The following is a 16097-nucleotide window of genomic DNA, read 5'->3' as shown; positions in this document are numbered from 1 at the left end:
TGGCCAGTGTACCCATTAGCCAGAGTTTCTCAATAGGAAATTTATTTTCTTTTTAGTCATAGCAACTCGCGTGCCAGCACTTTCCTGAAAGGAATATTTTTTTCAAATTGCGCTCAAACCCTTGATTTCCCTATAGTTGGTTAAGAAATTTTCCTTCTGAGAAACCTGTTTCAACCATTTTCAGATAACGTGATCGACATATCAGCGCATCACAAAAGAACACAAAGCTTCAAAAGAGCACCAGGGTTGGGCATAAAAGGAGAAATACCGATGAGTGAGAACGACGACCGCTTCAATCTGGACCAGTACATCGCCATGAAGGTCAAAAAGGCCCGCCTGGAAGAAGGTCTGAAAATCACCGACGTCGCACGAATATCCGGTATCAGCCAGGGAATGGTCAGCAAGATTGAAAACGCCCAGGTTTCCACCAGCCTGGAAACCCTGTCACGACTGTGCACCGCGATTGGCCTGCCGATCTCAAAACTGTTCAATGACTACGACCGGCCGGACGGTGGCGCGCACTTCACCAAATCTGGTGAAGGCCTCGAAGTGGTACGGCGTGGCACCGATAAAGGTCACACCTACCAGCTGCTGACCTATCAGCGCGGTGGCAAGCGCAACTTTGAACCCTTCCTGATCACCATGGATGACCTGTCGGAAGTTTTCCCGACCTTCTCGCATCCCGGTGAAGAGTTCATTTATCTGTTAAAAGGCAGTCTGGTTTACCGTCACGGCAACCATTTGTATGAGATGGGCCCTGGCGACAGCCTGACCTTTGATGCCGAAACCCCGCATGGGCCGGAAAAACTGATCGAAGTACCATTGCAGCTGCTGTCGATCATTCACTACGGCGAAGAGTAACCGTCTTTGCTGATACGGGCGTCAGCTCGCCAGTGTCTCCACCAGCACGTCGACCAGCGCCTGCGCGGCTACCGACAATTCCTGGCCCTTACGGGTCAGGATGCCCACCGAACCAATAATTTTTGGTTCAGTCACCGGCACACACACGGCTCCCATCTCTTCCATCTGTTGTTTGCATAAAGAAGGCACCACACTGATACCCAATCCGGTTGCCACCATTCGTCCGACCGTTGCCAGCTGATGGGCATCGAACACTACGTTGAGGGTATTACCCTGCTCGGCTAACTGGCGTTCGAGCATCAGGCGAACAACGGATGGCCGCTGCAGCGCAATAAAGTCCTGCGTCAGTAACTGATCCCAGCACAGAAAGGTCGGCTGGCCTTGCAACAGCGGCGAAGCGGCGGGCAATACAGCAACGTATTCGTCATCGAACAAGGGCGTGAAATCGAGATCATGCGCGCCTTCCGGAATCAGCGAAACGCCCACCTCAATGCGCCCGGAGCGCACCATACCGACCACCTGTTCGGCAATCACATCGTGCACTTCAATACGAATCTGTGGGAAACGGTCGCGGTAAGCCTTGAGCGCCAGTGGCAGCAGGCTGGAGGCAAACGACGGCATCGCCGCCACCGCCACCTGGCCCATCTGCAGGGCAAAACGTTTCTGGAGCTGCTCCTGGGCGTTATCCCACTCGGCCATTAAACGGCTGGCGATAGGCACCAGCGCCTCCCCTTCCGGCGTCAGTTTGACCGACCGGGTGGTACGGATCAGCAACTTGCCACCCAGTGAGTCTTCCAGGCTTTTGATCGCCAGACTCAAGGCTGGCTGGGACAAAAACACCTGGGTACTGGCTTCCGCAAAACTGAGCGTGCGGGCAACGGCAAGAAAGGCACGTAGTTGTTTGGCAGTCATAAACAGGCTCCGGTGGCTTGTCGGCATCATAGCTCAAACTCTACGCCGGAGCGTTGGGCACGGCCCAACCTACGGATCGGACATGGCTTTGTAGGATGGGCCATGCCCATCAACCCTGGAGGTGAACGAAGTTACGCCGACGGCTCCAGATGCCGCTGCAGCACATTCACCAGCATGAAACGCAGGTCTTCGAGGGTACGGGAAGCCCGGTTGGGATTCTGGTTCACGATCACCAGATAGACGGCGTGGCTTACCTCCAGCACAAAGCGGCCGATCCGTTCGCGTTCCTTGATATGGCGGTTAATGCCGATGCGTTTGAACAGCTTGGCCATAAAGCGAATGACGATTTCATCATGCTGTTCATCCAGCTCACGTAATTCCGGTACTGCAAACATCGCCTGCACCAGGGTTAATACCGCTTTCTGGCGCTTGTAGGCCCGCAGGTTGGCGGCGGTGAGCTGCTCCACCAGTTCTTCGATGCTGTAGCTTTCCACTGGCAAGGCTTCAACTTCAGCCAGCATGGCGGAGATTTCTTCCAGCCAGCGTTGCCCCATGGCGTACAGAATGGCGTGTTTATTGGGGAAGTAGTGATACAGCGATCCCACCGAGATGCCCACTTCGCGGGCAATGATATTGGTGGTGAGGTCATCCATGCCGAGCCGCTCCAGCAGTTCACCGGTGACGTCGAGAATCTGTTGAGACCGTTTGATTGAGCGCCCCTGCACTGGCTCGTTACGCGGTTGCAGGTCCTGCCGCAGTCGCGGTGAGGCCTGTTTGCTGTCAGGGGCATCGGTCATATCAGTGCGGGTCCACTAAAATAAAAACGAGAGAGTCAGGCTTGTGCTCTCCCGTGTCAATTTTATTCAGAAGAAGCGATCCCGCATAGAGTAGTACAACATGCCCGCCACCAGCCCCGGCCAACGCAGCAAGGTGCCGCCCGGGAAGGTCGGCGTGGGTACTTTGGCGAAGACATCAAAGCGTTCGGCGGAACCGGCAATGGCTTCCGCCATCAGTTTGCCGCCAAGGGTCGCCAGCGCGACACCATGACCGGAATAGCCCTGCGCCACAAATAAGGACTGATCAACCCGCTCGAAATGCGGCATGCGGTTAAGCGTAATGGCCAGTGTGCCGCCCCAGCCGTAGTCGATTTTGACGTCTGCCAGTTGCGGATAAAACTGCAGCATGTACTGACGTACAAAGGCTGGAATGTCGTCAGGAAAGCGCGAGCTGTAGTTTTCGCCACCGCCCCACAACAGCCGGTTATCACCGGAAATGCGGAAGTAGTTGATCACAAAGCGGGAATCGGCAATGGCCAGATCTTCACGGTTGATCTGCTGGCACAGCTCGTCTGACAGCGGTTCAGTGGCGAGGATAAAGTTGTTGATCGGCATTATCTTGCCCGCCACCCGGCGTTCCAGTGAACCCAGATAACCATTGCAGGCCAACAGTACATATTGGCAATTGACCCGCCCCTGCTCACAACGAACCTGCGGTTTGGCTCCGGTGCTGTAACCCGTCACCCGGCTGTGCTGGTAGAGCCTGGCACCGGCCTTGGTGGCTGCCGCTGCCAGCCCCAGCGCATAGTTAAGCGGATGCAAATGCAGCGCTTTGGTAAACCACTCGCCAGCGAAGTATTTGTCGGTGCCCAGCATCTGCTGTACCTGTGCTGGTTCGACGTACTGCACATCTTCGTAACCCAGCACCTTTTGCTTGTAGTCCACAGCTTCCTGCAGGTGATGATTGTGGGCCGATTTCGCCGCCACGTGCATCACGCCCTGCTTGAGATCACAGTCAATCTGATGCTGTTCGATCAGCTCGCGCACCAGCTCGACAGACTCCAGCGACATCTGCCACAACCAATCAGCATTGGTCTGCCCCACCTTTTTAACCAGCTCGGCATGCTCCATGTTATGACCCTGGCAGACCTGGCCGCCATTACGGCCGGACGCTCCAAAGCCCATGGTTTCAGCTTCCAGCAGCACCACTGAATAACCTTGTTGAGCCAGATGCAGCGCCGCCGACAAACCGGTGTAACCACCGCCGACAATACAAACATCGGCTTCAACGTCACCCTGCAGGGATTCATATTGAAGCGGATTTTTAGCCGTCGCCTGGTAATAAGAAGCGTCAGCCTGGTTAGCGGTCATGCGGCACCCTCCACAGCGTTAAACGCCAAAAGATTCAAACTTGATCAAACCAACAACCCTCAAACAGTCTTTGAGATTTCATAAAACCGAATGATAGTTCGGTTTTTAAGTATGAACAAGGTGGTCAATTTGAGCAAATCAGTGCGTTTTATATTGACCTTTATCGGGACTGTGATTAACTTAAAAACCGAATCATGCTTCGGTTTTGGTCTTTGCAAAGAGTCTCACAAGAGACTCCCTCAGCAAGGGCCAGAAACCGAGTCATGTTTCTCTGAGCGTGTGACAGGCCGTTGATTTTTGTTTTCGAGGCACCTGGAGTAAAAAAACAGGGCAACGCAGATAGACAATCAACAGCCTGTCAGGGCCTATAATTCCATGGCCTATACGGATCAGCTGAAACCAGCGCGCCAGCCCGGCTCGTGACCCATGCAAACTAAACAGGTGATTTATGTTGGAAGCCGTTGAGAGCTTTCTGAATGAAAATGGCATTACTGAAGTGGAATCCACTTTCCCGGACATGACCGGGAATGCCCGAGGCAAGTTTTACCCTACCCGCAAATTCCTGGCGGAAAATGGCGGCAAGATCCCCGAAACCCTGCTGGTGCAGACGGTTACCGGCGACTGGGCTGCCAACCACTATGAACTGGTCGACTCCAACGACCGCGACATGATTCTGTCGCCCGACCCCAGCACCATGCGAATTGTGCCCTGGGCCGACGAGCCAACCGCGCTGGTGATCAACGACTGTTATGCACCCAGCGGTATTCCGCATCCGCTGTCGAGCCGAGCCGTACTGCGTCGGGTATTGAAGCTGTACGAAGACGAAGGCCTGAAGCCGATCATTGCACCGGAAGTAGAGTTCTATCTGGTGCAGAAAAACATCGACCCGGACTATGAGCTGAAGCCAGCCACCGGGCGTTCTGGCCGTCGTGAAAGCGCTCGCCAGTCCTACAGCATCGACGCTGCCAACGAATTCAATCCGGTAATCGACACCCTCTATGCCTACTGTGAAGTGCTGGGGCTGGACGTTGATACCCTGATTCACGAATCCGGTGCGGCACAGATGGAGATTAACTTCCTCCACGGCGATGCCCTCAGCCTGGCCGACCAGGTGTTCGTATTCAAACGCACACTGCGTGAAGTGGCGCTGAAGCACGATATGTACGCCACGTTTATGGCCAAGCCGATGAAAAACGAACCGGGCAGCTCGATGCACCTGCACCAGAGTCTGGTCGACGTTACCACTGGCGAGAATATTTTTGCCGGCCAGCAGGAAGGCGAGTTCTCCGACGCCTTCTACCACTATATGGGTGGTCTGCAGCGTTTTACTCCGGCGGCGATTCCGTTCTACGCCCCGAACGTCAACTCCTATCGTCGGTTTGTGCCTGAGAACGCCGCACCGGTGAACTTCAAGTGGGGCATCGATAACCGCACTGCCGGTTTGCGTGCACCACACGCGCCGCTGCGTGCGACCCGTATCGAAAACCGCTTCCCCGGCGCAGATACCAACCCTTATCTGGCCATTGCTGCCAGTCTGGCTTGCGGTTATCTGGGTATGAAGATGAAGATCAAACCAAGCTCGCCGACCGATGGTCTGGCGGCCGAAGAAGGCGACACCGTCGAAGTATCCCGCACGCTCGAAGAAGCCCTGCGGCTGCTGGAAGACTGTGAAGAATTGCAGGAAGTGATTGGCCCGCATTTCGTCAAAGCCTATATCGGCGTCAAACGCGCCGAGTTCGAAACCTTTAACCGTGTTATCAGCTCCTGGGAACGTGAGTTCCTGCTGATGAACGTATAAGCGTTTAATCCCGCTCCACCCTGGTTTTGCAACTGCCACCGCAAGGTGGCAGGGGTTTCGTTCGGCCTGCAAAACCGGTTTTGGGTCTTCGCTCACCGCCCAGACCCGCTGGTAACCGGCTGTTGCAGTCGATGATTGCCAGCTGCAAGCAACAGGTCCCTCAGGGCCATGGAAATCCGGCTGGTGTGCAAGCAGTACCCGGCCGACGACACTCACATGAAGGCAAGCAACATGACTACAAGCATCTTTCCACAGATAAAGAAACTCGCTGCAACTGCCCTGATGACTGCCGCAGTTGTTGCTCCGGTTACCCATGCTGAAGAAGCGGTTCTCAACTTCTACAACTGGTCTGACTACATCGGTGAAGAAACCATCGCCAACTTTGAAAAAGAGTTCGGCATCAAGGTCAACTACGACGTTTACGACAGCAACGAAGCCCTTGAAGGCAAGCTGCTGGCGGGTAACACCGGCTTCGACCTGGTGGTGCCAACCTCCAACTTTATGGCACTGCAGATCAAGGCCGGCATCTTCCGCCAGCTGGATAAAAAGCAACTGCCGAACCTCAAGAATCTTGATCCGGGCCTGATGTCACGACTGGCCAAAAAAGACCCGGGCAACCAGTACGGCGTACCTTATCTGTGGGGTACCACCGGGCTGGGCTACAACCCGGCACTGGTCGCCGAAGCACTCGGTGAAGACACGCCGATCGACAGCTGGGCGGTGGTATTTGAACCGGAAAACATGAAGAAGCTGGCCAAGTGCGGAGTTACCTTCCTCGACTCCTCCGATGAAATGTATCCGTTCACCATGCTCTACAAGGGCATTGATCCGAACACCAAATCGGTCAAGGAATTCAAGGACGACAGTCTTGCTTCCAACACTTTGCGAGCGGTACGCCCATACGTCAAACAGTTCACCTCGTCCGGCTACATCAGTGACCTTGCCAACGGTGATATCTGCGTCGCGGTCGGTTTCTCCGGTGACGTATTCCAGGCTGCCGCCAACGCTGAAGAAGCGGATAACGGCGTCGAGGTTTCCTACGTGATCCCGAAAGAAGGTTCAGAAGTCTGGTTCGACATGCTGATGATCCCGGCCGATGCCAAACACCCGGAAGCGGCCCACAAATTCATCAACTACCTGCTGCGCCCGGATGTGATCGCCGACATTACCAACTATGTCTGGTACGCCAACCCAACGCCGGCTTCCAAAGACATGGTGGATGAGGAAATTACCTCAGACCCGGCGATTTACCCAACAGACGATGTGATGGACAAGCTGTTCGTCTCTGATGAGGAAGATCCAAAAATCGCCCGCGTCCGTAACCGCACCTGGTCGGATATCAAAACCGGTCGTTAAACAGTTCCAGTCATGTCGACGGACGTCGGCATTCTCGTGTTGCCACCGCTTGCGGTGGCTTTTTTATGGCTGTGAACTTCCTGTTCACCGCTCCGGATCAGCTTGAATCCACCGTTATCCCGAACATCCGTCTTCCAACACCCGTCCTCCAACACCCGGGCTTCACATATCAGTATTCCCGTACCGCCTCTGCAGCAGCCGCTTGCGCCGAAATCCAGATGTATCTCCCCCCTCCCATCAGTCGCTGGTCATTCTTCCCGCCCACAAAAAATGACAACCCTATCAAATAAGAATTATTTTCATTGACACAAGACAACCAATGCCATTTAAATAATAACAATTATCATTTACAAATATGGGGTTGTGAGTGCTTAAACCTTGGCAGCTGTACGCCGGAACCTTGCTCGTAACCAGCCTGACCCAAGTCCAGGCCGGGACAACGTCAATGGTCGACGGGAACCCTATTCACATCGAAACCATGGTTGTCACAGCCAGCCGGGTGCCGCAACCGCTCGCGGATACCACCATGCGTACCCAGATACTCGACAGCGACACCATCGAACGGATGCAAAGCCGTGATCTTGCTGAAGCCCTGCGACTGGTACCTGGCCTGCAACTACGTGAGATTCATGGCAAGACCGGCAAGGAAGTTCAGCTGCAAGGCTTTAACGGAGATCGGGTATTGGTACTGGTGAATGGCCAGCCCGTCTCAGCGACAACCGGCTCCACCGTAGACGTGACGCAGCTGTCTGCACTGGATGTCGATCGCATTGAAATTGTGCCCGGTGCCACGTCGTCGCTGTATGGCAGTGCCGCCATGGGCGGGGTTGTTAACATTATTACCAACGAAGATCCCTCCCGGCTGCGATTGCTGGGCGAGTTCGGCAGCTATGGCGATGATGAACTCAGCGACGGCCTGGCCCCACAACGCCATTATCTCGCCAGCGCCGCAGGGCAATGGGGTGGCTGGAATGGCCAGATCAGCAGCGACCAGCGCCGCAGCTCCGAAACAGACTTTAACCCGGATACCTATGCCTCCAACGGCTTTGGCGGCAGTAAAACCAATTCTGGCGCCAGCATCGGCTATGACTGGAACAGCAATCGGCTTGACAACGGCGGTGTTCGTGTTGGTTTTCAGCACTATCTGGAAGATTTACAACAGCGCCTGAGCGAAACCGTCAATAAACACGAAGATCTGGTTCGTCGCCGCCTTGATCTGAGCAGCCATCAGAATACCAACAGTGGCCGTTGGTCATTAGCGCTGCTGGCCGAGCAACAACAGGATGCCACCCTGCAACGCAATCGCGACAGCAGCATTCTGGCAGGCTTGTTAGAACGTAAGGCGCATTACCGCCAGCAGAAAGCCAGTCTCGAATGGGCTTCGCTGGATGATCTGTTGAGCCTGTCCAGGGGGCCAACCCTGAACCTGGTTGCCGGAATCGAATATTTCCATGAGGACATCACCCAGCATAAACGCCAACTCAAGCTGGGCGACCTCGCCGACTACGCCACCGATGAGGATGATGGCTCTGATGGTGTCGTCGTCACCGACAGCGTCACCTATACGGATATCGGCGACGATTTGCTGGAACTGAGTTCTGGCGAAGTCGCAGGCAATCGCAGCAGCACCGATGTTTTCAGTCAGTCGACCCTGTCTTTCAAACACGGCGACCAGGAGTTTGATCTTGGCCTGGGACTGCGGCTACAACGCGACAGCGACTTTGGCAACCATCTCGCCCCCACGCTCAGCAGCCGCCAAAGCTGGCCCCTGAACAACGGCTGGCAACTGCAAACCCGCCAGAGTCTGGGAATGGGCTATCGGGTCGGTAACCTGAAAGAACGCTATTACGAATTCGATCACAGCATTTATGGCTACAAGGTGATCGGCAACCCCGATCTGCAACCAGAACAATCGCGCAGTACCCAACTATCCATTTCACTCAGCGACCAGCAGCGCTGGCACGTCGAGATGTCGGCGTTCCAGAACCGTATTGGCGACCTGATTGAAGCCGTCGACAGTGGCGACGTCGATACCTCCAATGGCAGCTACGTCGTAATTTACCAATACGCCAATATTGATCGGGCCCGCACTCGCGGCTTTGAGCTGTCGTCCCAGTGGCGTTTCAACCGATACCTGCAACAGCGGGCTTCCTTCAGCTATCTCGATGCCTGGAACCTGGGCGCAGATTTGCCACTGCCCAATCGCTCCCGCCAGCAAGCCAAAATTGCCTGGCTGTGGGACCCGACCGCCAGTCTCAGCCTCAATCTGATGACGGAATATCAAGGCAGCTTTTATTCCTCGGTGAACACCGATGATCGTACCACCGAGCGCTCTCCGGGCTATTGGCAATGGGACCTGACTGCCAGCCTGACCAGTTTCTGGTACAGCCACCAGCAACGCTGGTTCACCGGCATCAAAAACCTCACCGACAGTGTTCGTGAAGGTGATGACAGCTATGACCGCCGTCCCACCCAGGGGCGCTATATCTACGCCGGATTTGACCTGCGCTATTAAGCCAACCAGCCACAACCAACAACAGCAATAACCATCACATAGAGGAGCCAGACCACCATGAAAACGCGTGTAAACCTGACCACGGAACCTAACGTCCTGCTACTGGCCTTGCTGGCAACCCTGGCTCTGACCGGCTGCGGATCGGACAGTGATTCTGACAGCACCGACAGTGCCTCCGATACCTCAACGGATACCGACACCGATACTTCGACAGACACTGAAAGCGACTACACCACGCTGCAGGTCAACTCCGCCAGCTACTCCAGCTGGAAGTACATCGACCTGAGCGCCGGAACCGTCCTCGACCTCAGCGACGAAGAAGCGGCATCCTCCACTGAGTGGGATATCGCCCTGCAGCGCTACAACGTCAAACTCAACGGCGGTGATTCCGGCCCGGGTAACGTCCAGGCAGCGCTGGCAGATGCCCAGGATGAATTCTACGACGACGACGGCAACGCCATTGCCTCGGTATTCACCAATGCCGACGCCGATACCGAAGCTGCCGCCCTCAGCGTGGTATATGACACCAGCAGCCTGAGCTATCAGGCCGATGCCTATGAACCTGCCACCACCGACTGGTATGCGTACGATTTCACCACCCACACCATCAGTGCCGACACCAGCGTCGGCTACCTGGTACGTCATGCCGATGCCGCCACTTACAGCCGGGTCTATATCACGGCGGTTGGCTCCACTGGCATCTCGCTGAGCTATATCACCCAGGCCGCCGACACCGTGCAATTCGCCGAGACGGAATACAGCTTCAGCGCCACCTTTGCCGACGATGCCAGCAGCTCTGACAGCACCCTGATCTGTCTCGATCTGGACAGTAGCGCCGCGGTTGACTGTGACAGCAGCGACGACTGGGAATGGATGTACGAGTACAACGCCAGCAGCCACGCGGTGAATATCTGGACCAACGGTGGCGTCTATGGCGATGGCAGTGCCGCTGTGTTTGGCCCCATCGACAGCACCGAGCTGGCCGAATACACCAGCGCTACCTTGGTCGACAGCACGGATATCTCCGGCCACTACAGCACCGACAGCAGCACCGGTCTGTTCTCGGAGCAAAGCTGGTGGGAATACAACCTGACCAGTTCACATTTGCTGTGGCCCAACTTCCGTACCTACCTGATCGACCTCGACAGCAGCGATGACAGCAGTGACCAGATCGCCCTGCAAATCAGCGACTACTACAGCCTCGGCGATTCCGGCAGCCCGGAACTGCGCTTCCGCTCACTGGCCACGGAGTAATCCTTATGAACCCATCCATTAACCTCAGTGAACTCCCACTGGCGCAAGCCTGGCTCAAACTGGTTGATGAACAGCCAAAACTGCGCATTCGTGATGCCGCCAACCTGCTCGGCGTCAGCGAAGCCGAGCTGCTGGCCAGCCAGATCAGTGCCGGTGATGACCAGCAACAGCAAGTGACTCTGCTGCAAGGGCCATTTGGCCCACTGATGAAACAGCTCGAAGCGGTCGGTGAAGTCATGGTGCTGACCCGCAATGACGCCATGGTTCATGAGAAAACCGGCCAGTTCAAAGACCTGACCCTGCATGGCCCGGTCGAGCACCAGATGGGGCTGGCACTCGGCACCATTGACCTGCGGCTGTTCCTTAACCACTTCGTGTTCGGTTTTGAAGTCATCAACAACACCCCGGCAGCACCCCGCCGCAGCCTGCAGTTCTTTGACGCCAGCGGCACTGCGGTGCACAAGGTTTATGCCCGCGACAACACCGATATGCAGCAGTGGCAGCAACTGGTTGAGCAGTTTCGTGCGGGCGATCAGCTCACTTCGCTGGTCACCACCAGCAGCGCCGAAGAATCCTTGCTGACGAGCCCGGCCGGGCTCGACAGTGCGGCGCTGTTGCAGGACTGGCAAAACCTCAAGGACGTCCATCATTTCCAGGCGATGCTGAAAAAACACCAGCTTGCACGAGTTCCGGCCTATCAGGTGATCGGTGAAGAATATGCCGTGCCGCTCGCCACCAGTGCCTTTGAACAAGCCCTGGAAAGTGCCCGCGAAAGCGGCCAGCCGATCATGGTGTTTGTTGGCAACCGCGGTTGTATTCAGATCCACACCGGCCCGCTGCATAACCTCAAACGGCTGGGGCCCTGGTTCAATATTCTTGACGGAGACTTCAACCTGCACGCCAGCACCGACCAGATCGCCTCGCTCTGGCTGGTTCGCAAACCCACCAGTGACGGCATCATCAGTTCGCTGGAAGCCTACGACAGCCATGGTCAGCAACTGGCGTTGCTGTTTGGCCAACGCCAGAACGGTGAAGCGGAACGACAACAATGGCGCACCCTGCTGCAGAAGCTGGCCAGCCGCTATCGTCTTGACAGCACCGAGGAGCAATCAGCATGAAAAACCAACGAGTGCTGAGGCTGCTGATGGTCTGCAGCAGCCTGCTGGCACTGTTGCCACTGACTGCCAGAGCGGCAACCCATGATCAGCCCCAACGCGTCATCAGTATCGACGGCTCCATCACTGAAATCGTCTACGCACTCGACCAGCAACAACAGCTGGTTGGTGTCGACACCACCAGCCGTTACCCGGCAGCAGCCCAGCAGTTGCCGCAGGTTGGTTACATGCGCCAGCTGTCAGTCGAAGGCATTCTGTCACTGCAGCCGGACCTGATCCTCGCCAGCGAAGACGCTGGCCCTGCCAACGTCTTCGAACAGTTGCAGCAGGCCGGAGTGACGATTGTCCGAACGCCTCGGGAATATAGCCTGGCGGGCGTACTGAACAAGGTCGAGGTGATCGCCAGAGCACTGCACCAAAGCCAGCGCGGAGCCGTGCTGCAACAGCAGATTCAGCGCCAGGCACAACAAGCGCTGGCACGCATTCCCGCACGGCCGGCTCCCAGCGCGCTGTTTTTGCTGGGCGCCGGTAACCGTGGACTGATGGCTGCCGGTCAGGGCACCCAGGCCAGCGCCATGCTGCAACTGGTACAGGCCAGCAACGCGGTGAACTATCAGGGCTACAAGCCACTGAGTCCGGAAGGCGCGATTCAGGCGGCTCCCGACGTGGTGATTGTTGGCCACACCCAACCAGACGCCGGATCACAAATCATTGAGACACTGGCGATGACGCCGGCACAGCAGCACAACCGGGTGTTTGCCGTGGACGTCAGTCTGATGCTGGGTTTTGGACCACGCCTGCCACAGGCCATTGACCAGCTGGTCGACCTGATCTGGTATCCGCCACAACAAACTGCCGCCAGTCACTAACGGAATCATCATGTCGCTCAGCCGTCCAGCTAATGATTCCCTCCGACGCGCCGGGGTCTGGCTGCTGCTCTGCAGTGGCCTGCTGGCGATGGTGCTAACAGCCCTGTGTTGGGGGCCAGTAAAGATATCTGCCGCTCAGGTGTTCAGCGCCATCGCCGGGTTATTACAGGCGCAGCCGCTCGACGGAGCCAACGACTGGATTATCCGGGAATTGCGTTTGCCACGAGTGCTGCTGGCACTGCTGATTGGGGCCGGACTGGCGGTCGCCGGAGTGCTGACCCAGGGCGTCTTTCGCAACCCGCTGGCCGACCCCGGACTGATTGGCGTTGCCAGTGGTGCGGCGCTGGCAGCCGTAGCGGTGATCGTGTTGTCTGACAGCTGGCTGCTGCATTGGGCCAGTCTGACCGGCCCACTGGCACTACCGCTGGCAGCCTTTGCGGGTGGCCTGCTGGTCACCTGGCTGATGTACCGGCTTGGCACCTGGCGGGGAGAAACCCAGGTCGCCATGTTGCTGCTGGCCGGGGTCGCGATCAATGTACTTACCGGCGCCGCCACCGGGGTACTGACGTATCTGGCCGATGACCAGCAACTGCGCAGCATGACCTTCTGGTCGATGGGCAGCCTGGCCTGGGGCCGCTGGCCGGAAGTCGCTGCATTGAGCGGCCTGATCCTGTTACCACTGTTGCTCTGTTTACGCTACGGCCGGGCGCTCAACGCCATGCTGCTGGGCGAACAGGTGGCCGGTCATCTGGGGCTGGATGTTCAGGCTTGCAAGCGCTGGTTGCTGGCCGCTGCGGCCCTGATGGTCGGGGCCGGGGTAGCGGTCGCCGGGGTGATTGGTTTTATCGGTCTGGTGGTTCCACACCTGCTGCGACTGCTGGTTGGCCCGGATCACCGGCTGCTATTGCCGATGTCGGCGTTGGCCGGTGGCCTGCTGCTGCTGCTCGCAGATACCCTCGCCCGCAACCTGATCGCGCCGCAGGACTTGCCGGTCGGGCTACTGATGGCACTGATCGGCGGCCCGTTGTTTTTGTCGATGTTATTACACCAGGTACGCGGGAGAATGGGATGAACACAGCCACACCCTTGTTGTCTTGCCCACCACCGGACAGCCATTTGATCCGACAGACAGCAGTCCCGCCAGCCCTGCTAACAGTCGCCAACCTGAACGTCGAACGTCATGGAGCCAAACTGCTGCAGCAGGTCAGCCTGGCGCTGGCTGGCGGTGAACGGCTGGCAATTCTTGGCCCGAATGGCGCAGGCAAGTCGACCTTGCTGAAATGCCTGTCCGGTGAGATTGGTGATTACCGCGGCCATATGGAGTTTGGTCGCCAGCCGTTGCAACATCTGTCCAGCAGCCAGCGGGCACAACGAATAGCCGTTATGCCACAGCATACCGACATGCTGTTTCCGTTCAGGGTTCATGAAGTCGTCGCCATTGGCCGCACCCCATTTGCCGACGAACAGACCAGCCTCGAATGGCAACGGCAGGCCATGCAGCTGACCGAATGCTGGCACCTGCGGGATCGCCGTTATCCGGGCTTGTCCGGTGGCGAACAACAACGCGTGCAGCTGGCACGGGTACTGGTGCAGATCTGGCAGGCGCTGGATCAGCCACAGCGCAACAACCCGGACCGCAGCCATCTGTTATTACTCGATGAATGCACTTCCGCTCTCGATCCAGCGCATCAGCACAGCATTATGAATGCTGTAAATCGCTTTGCCGCTGCCGGGGTTGGTGTTATTGCCGTCATGCACGACATTGCCCTGGCAGCCAGCTGGGCCGACAAGGTGCTGATTCTGAAACAGGGAAAGGTGGCTTACCTCGGCGGCCGCGAAGGCCTCAATGACCCACGACTGCTGGCCCTGGCCTACGACCTGCCAGCCGATCTGGCCCGTCGTTACGCCAACAGCAATCAGCTCTGGTGCCAGTAAAAAACAGCTCTTCTGATAACAACAAAGCCCGGTTAGCTTGCGATAACCGGGCTTTGGCGACGTCCCTGTCGTACATGATTGATCCCTTAATCCGTCATTCAGTCATCCGTCCAGTAATCCGACATCAGCAGTCTGCAATCAGAGAAGCTTGAGGTCAGAAGTTGGAGGACAGCGGTACTGAACACCATTCACCCCGGCTACACAACGCAGTCACCCACAGCCGGTGCATGATACGGGTGGTTTTACGATCCCGTGGCGCCAGCGCTTCCATTTTGGTCAGCGAGGCAACGGATGGGTAAATCACATCGTTGTTGAGGATATCCGGGTTAACGTACTGGGCAGAGCTGGCCATTGGGTTCGGGTATTCCAGATAGTTGGAGTTGGCCGCCGCCATTTTCGGTTGCATCAAGTAGTTGATGAAGTCGTAAGCCAGATCCGGTGACTGGGCAGTCGTCGGAATGGCCATGGCGTCAATCCACAGGGCATTACCTTCACGCGGAATAAAATACGCCAGTTGCGGATCATCACCGGCAGCCAACAGCAAATCACCTGAGTAGCCAACCGACACACAGATCTTCTTGTTAGCCAGGTCTTCACGGGATTGGGTAGTCGCCAGGTAGTTCACATCGGCGACGGTTTCCTTCAGCAGCTCACCCGCCCGTTCCAGTTCTTCCCGCTTCAGCGAGTTGATGGAATAACCCAGATAGGCCAACGCTCCGGCGAACAGCTCGTCACGTTCGTTCAGCAGGCCAATACCACACTGGGCAGCCTTGGCACGAACCTTGGGATCAAACAGCAGCGACCAGGAATCCTTGTATTCCGCCAGTCCCAGCTTTTGCAACTCGGCAACGTTAACGCCCAGTCCGGTCGTACCCCACATATAAGGAACGCCGGATGGCGCACCCGCGTCCTGCAAAGCGTATTCGTTCACGATGTCCGGCCGCAGATCCTGCATGGCGGCAATACGGCTGTTGTCGAGATCACGAATCAGCTGCTTTTCAGCCAGCGAATTAACGATACGGGACGGTGGGAAAATCAGGTCAAAATGGTTTTCCGGATTGATAAATTTATCGGCAAATTCATCCAGGTTGGTGTATTCGGTGTATTCAATCCGAACCCCTTTTTCCTGTTCAAAAGCCTTGATGACTTCCGGTGCAATGTAGTCGTTCCAATTGAGGATTTTCAAAACCGGAACGTCGGTAGCGGCACTTGCCGGCAAGCAGCAGGCAGCCAAAAGACTGGCGCAAGCCAGCTTCAGTGTGGTTTTCATAGCAGTAAGTACTCCGTAAGAACAAACCACTCGGCTTTCCTCTGCCTGCCACAGCAAGCCATTGA

General features: G+C 56.6%; 13 protein-coding genes. 9 read left to right on the top strand and 4 right to left on the bottom strand.

Going from position 1 to position 16097, the window contains the following annotated elements:
• Positions 1 to 270: 270 nt before the first annotated feature.
• Positions 271 to 861 (top strand): helix-turn-helix domain-containing protein, encoded by a 591-nt coding sequence (locus tag K6123_RS08180; protein ID WP_221796389.1) that lies wholly within the window; start codon positions 271 to 273, stop codon positions 859 to 861.
• 21 nt (positions 862 to 882) lie between these two features.
• Here the strand turns inward: K6123_RS08180 and K6123_RS08175 are convergent, their stop codons facing one another.
• The 3 genes from K6123_RS08175 to K6123_RS08165 all read right to left on the bottom strand — a co-directional run bounded on the left by K6123_RS08175 (position 883) and on the right by K6123_RS08165 (position 3920).
• Complete coding sequence (locus K6123_RS08175; RefSeq protein WP_221796386.1) at positions 883 to 1773, bottom strand: LysR family transcriptional regulator; 891 nt, start codon at positions 1771 to 1773, stop codon at positions 883 to 885.
• A gap of 131 nt (positions 1774 to 1904) precedes the next feature.
• The gene (locus tag K6123_RS08170) at positions 1905 to 2570 is read right to left on the bottom strand and encodes a TetR/AcrR family transcriptional regulator (protein WP_221796382.1); all 666 of its coding nucleotides are present in this window, start codon (positions 2568 to 2570) and stop codon (positions 1905 to 1907) included.
• Between the two features lie 66 nt (positions 2571 to 2636).
• Entirely contained in the window at positions 2637 to 3920 is a 1284-nt protein-coding gene (locus K6123_RS08165) for an NAD(P)/FAD-dependent oxidoreductase (RefSeq protein WP_221796379.1), read from the bottom strand.
• A 451-nt stretch (positions 3921 to 4371) separates the two neighbouring features.
• Here K6123_RS08165 and K6123_RS08160 point away from each other — a divergent pair, with 451 nt between their 5' ends.
• The 8 genes from K6123_RS08160 (at position 4372) to K6123_RS08125 (ending at position 14762) form a co-directional block, all read left to right on the top strand.
• Positions 4372 to 5718 (top strand): glutamine synthetase family protein, encoded by a 1347-nt coding sequence (locus K6123_RS08160; protein ID WP_221797033.1) that lies wholly within the window; start codon positions 4372 to 4374, stop codon positions 5716 to 5718.
• A gap of 231 nt (positions 5719 to 5949) precedes the next feature.
• A complete protein-coding gene (locus tag K6123_RS08155) occupies positions 5950 to 7074 on the top strand; it encodes a polyamine ABC transporter substrate-binding protein (RefSeq protein WP_246624682.1) in 1125 nt (374 codons plus the stop codon).
• Positions 7075 to 7519: 445 nt separating this feature from the next.
• Positions 7520 to 9589, top strand: a complete 2070-nt coding sequence (locus K6123_RS08150) for a TonB-dependent receptor plug domain-containing protein (protein ID WP_221796376.1) — start codon at positions 7520 to 7522, stop codon at positions 9587 to 9589.
• Positions 9590 to 9646: 57 nt separating this feature from the next.
• Positions 9647 to 10843 carry an HmuY family protein gene (locus tag K6123_RS08145; RefSeq protein WP_221796373.1) on the top strand — a complete coding sequence of 399 codons (1197 nt, stop codon included), beginning with the start codon at positions 9647 to 9649 and terminating at the stop codon, positions 10841 to 10843.
• Positions 10844 to 10848: 5 nt separating this feature from the next.
• Entirely contained in the window at positions 10849 to 11961 is a 1113-nt protein-coding gene (locus K6123_RS08140; protein ID WP_221796370.1) for a hemin-degrading factor, read from the top strand.
• Entirely contained in the window at positions 11958 to 12827 is an 870-nt protein-coding gene (locus K6123_RS08135; RefSeq protein WP_221796367.1) for a heme/hemin ABC transporter substrate-binding protein, read from the top strand. The genes K6123_RS08140 and K6123_RS08135 overlap by 4 nt, the downstream gene beginning before the upstream one ends.
• Before the next feature lie 10 nt (positions 12828 to 12837).
• A complete protein-coding gene (locus K6123_RS08130) occupies positions 12838 to 13899 on the top strand; it encodes a FecCD family ABC transporter permease (protein WP_221796364.1) in 1062 nt (353 codons plus the stop codon).
• Positions 13896 to 14762, top strand: a complete 867-nt coding sequence (locus K6123_RS08125) for a heme ABC transporter ATP-binding protein (protein WP_221796361.1) — start codon at positions 13896 to 13898, stop codon at positions 14760 to 14762. Before K6123_RS08130 ends, K6123_RS08125 begins: the two co-directional genes overlap by 4 nt.
• 154 nt (positions 14763 to 14916) lie before the next feature.
• On the opposite strand, the gene K6123_RS08120 is transcribed toward K6123_RS08125, so the two are convergent.
• Entirely contained in the window at positions 14917 to 16032 is a 1116-nt protein-coding gene (locus K6123_RS08120; protein ID WP_221796359.1) for an ABC transporter substrate-binding protein, read from the bottom strand.
• Positions 16033 to 16097 lie beyond the last annotated feature (65 nt).

This window comes from Oceanobacter mangrovi, from assembly GCF_019740315.1.
GTDB classification, from domain to species: domain Bacteria; phylum Pseudomonadota; class Gammaproteobacteria; order Pseudomonadales; family Oceanobacteraceae; genus Oceanobacter; species Oceanobacter mangrovi.
The sequence above is the reverse complement of the archived record's forward strand: the minus strand, read 5'-3'. Positions and strand labels throughout refer to the sequence as shown.

Excerpts from the sequence above, each read along its gene's own strand:
- K6123_RS08140 (WP_221796370.1), top strand. The coding sequence starts at position 10,849 with ATGAACCCATCCATTAACCTCAGTGAACTCCCACTGGCGCAAGCCTGG.
- K6123_RS08180 (WP_221796389.1), top strand. The coding sequence starts at position 271 with ATGAGTGAGAACGACGACCGCTTCAATCTGGACCAGTACATCGCCATG.
- K6123_RS08145 (WP_221796373.1), top strand. The coding sequence starts at position 9,647 with ATGAAAACGCGTGTAAACCTGACCACGGAACCTAACGTCCTGCTACTG.
- K6123_RS08155 (WP_246624682.1), top strand. The coding sequence starts at position 5,950 with ATGACTACAAGCATCTTTCCACAGATAAAGAAACTCGCTGCAACTGCC.
- K6123_RS08150 (WP_221796376.1), top strand. The coding sequence starts at position 7,520 with ATGGTCGACGGGAACCCTATTCACATCGAAACCATGGTTGTCACAGCC.
- K6123_RS08165 (WP_221796379.1), bottom strand. The coding sequence starts at position 3,920 with ATGACCGCTAACCAGGCTGACGCTTCTTATTACCAGGCGACGGCTAAA.
- K6123_RS08170 (WP_221796382.1), bottom strand. The coding sequence starts at position 2,570 with ATGACCGATGCCCCTGACAGCAAACAGGCCTCACCGCGACTGCGGCAG.
- K6123_RS08125 (WP_221796361.1), top strand. The coding sequence starts at position 13,896 with ATGAACACAGCCACACCCTTGTTGTCTTGCCCACCACCGGACAGCCAT.
- K6123_RS08120 (WP_221796359.1), bottom strand. The coding sequence starts at position 16,032 with ATGAAAACCACACTGAAGCTGGCTTGCGCCAGTCTTTTGGCTGCCTGC.
- K6123_RS08135 (WP_221796367.1), top strand. The coding sequence starts at position 11,958 with ATGAAAAACCAACGAGTGCTGAGGCTGCTGATGGTCTGCAGCAGCCTG.
- K6123_RS08175 (WP_221796386.1), bottom strand. The coding sequence starts at position 1,773 with ATGACTGCCAAACAACTACGTGCCTTTCTTGCCGTTGCCCGCACGCTC.
- K6123_RS08130 (WP_221796364.1), top strand. The coding sequence starts at position 12,838 with ATGTCGCTCAGCCGTCCAGCTAATGATTCCCTCCGACGCGCCGGGGTC.